Genomic DNA, 1,612 nt, shown 5'->3' with positions numbered 1-1,612 from the left:
AAGTGATGGCTTAGGCCCACTCTACAATGCAAGATCCTGCTCCCGTTGCCACGAGAAGAATGGTCGAGGCATATTAAAAGAAGAAGGTAAAACCTCCCCTGCACTATTTCTTCGGCTTAGCACTCCAGCCAAAACTGCCGAGCAAAAACGAGCACTGGAAAGTGGCCTCATAGGGCTAATACCAGAGCCTACTTATGGCACTCAGCTACAGACCTTTGCCTACCCGGGTGGACAAGCTGAGGCACAGCTACGAGTCAGCTATACAGAACAAAAAATTCAGCTAAGCGAAGGCGAAATGGTTAGCCTAAGAAAGCCGGATTACCAAATCATAGCGCCTCAGTATGGCCCAATGGATGAAGATTTGATGATTTCGCCACGTATTTCCTCGCCCATGATCGGATTGGGTCTTATCGAAGCGATAAATGAACAGGACATTCTTTCTAAAACCGACCCAGACGACAGTAACCAAGATGGTATTTCAGGCAAACCCAATTGGGTTTGGGATCAGCAAAAACAAGCACCGGCACTTGGCCGTTTTGGCTGGAAAGCAGGCACCCCCAACCTTCGTCAACAAAACGCTAGCGCGTTCAAGGGGGATCTCGGCATTAGTACACCGTTATTTCCACAACATTGGGGCGACTGCACTCCTTCACAAACAAGCTGCCGAAAACAAGCCCATGGAAACCGCACCCGCCAAGCCCCGGATATCAACCACATGGAAGCGCCAAAGGCGATGACCGATGCTTTATTGCTGTATACAAGAAATATCGCGGTACCCATTCGAAAAATAGACAATGCAGAAATGGTCAATAAAGGAAAAGCCGTCTTTCACTCCGCTGGCTGTGCCGCGTGCCATACTCCAAGCTATCAAACATCCGGGCATACTGAGCAAACTTCTCTTAACATGCAAACCATCTGGCCTTACACCGATCTATTACTGCATGACATGGGGCTAGGGCTGGCGGACAATCGACCCGAGTTTAAGGCAAACGGACAGGAATGGAGAACCGCTCCACTTTGGGGGCTCGGTTCAGACAAATACGTAAATGGCAGCCATTTTCTTCTGCATGACGGCCGCGCACGCAGTATACTTGAAGCAATTATGTGGCATGGCGGCGAGGCCGAATCTGCCAAGCAAGCCGTACAAACAATGCCCCAAGAGCAACGCGCACAACTGCTTACTTTTTTGGAATCACTTTAATGAACAGAACCTCTACGATTTCCAGTATTTTCTTAGCTTGTATCCTCTCATTTGTATGTCATGCCGCCCCAAGTGAAGCTGACTGGAAAAACTTCAACCATGCGACAGTTAATAGCTTTGTTATCCCGTTTTATCAATCGCTTAGCGCTGCCTCTCAGGCTTTGCAGCAGAGCACCCAAGGCCTCTGCCAAAGCCCTTCTCAAGAGGCGCTAGATAATAGCATCGGTGATTTCCACAAGACGATGGATGCCTGGCAATCTATTCAAAATATCACGTTTGGCCCCATAGAGTTTTCAATGCGCAGCCATAGCTTACAGTTCTGGCCCGACAAGAAGAATCATATCGGCAAACACCTAGGTGTTCTTCTAGCAAGTGACGACAAAACATTGCTGAATGAAGATAAATTCCAGC

The 1,612-nt window shown here is 48.4% G+C and carries 2 protein-coding genes; both read left to right on the top strand.

Annotated elements, in window-relative coordinates:
• Positions 1-1,201, top strand: a 1,201-nt coding sequence (locus A3761_RS02260; protein ID WP_068749720.1) for a di-heme oxidoredictase family protein, incomplete at its 5' end; no start/stop codon positions are given.
• On the top strand, positions 1,201-1,612 hold a 412-nt coding region (locus A3761_RS02255; RefSeq protein ID WP_304439570.1), incomplete at its 3' end, for an imelysin family protein. The genes A3761_RS02260 and A3761_RS02255, both read left to right, overlap by 1 nt.

It is taken from the genome of Oleiphilus sp. HI0123 (assembly GCF_001635315.1).
The sequence above is the reverse complement of the archived record's forward strand: the minus strand, read 5'-3'. Positions and strand labels throughout refer to the sequence as shown.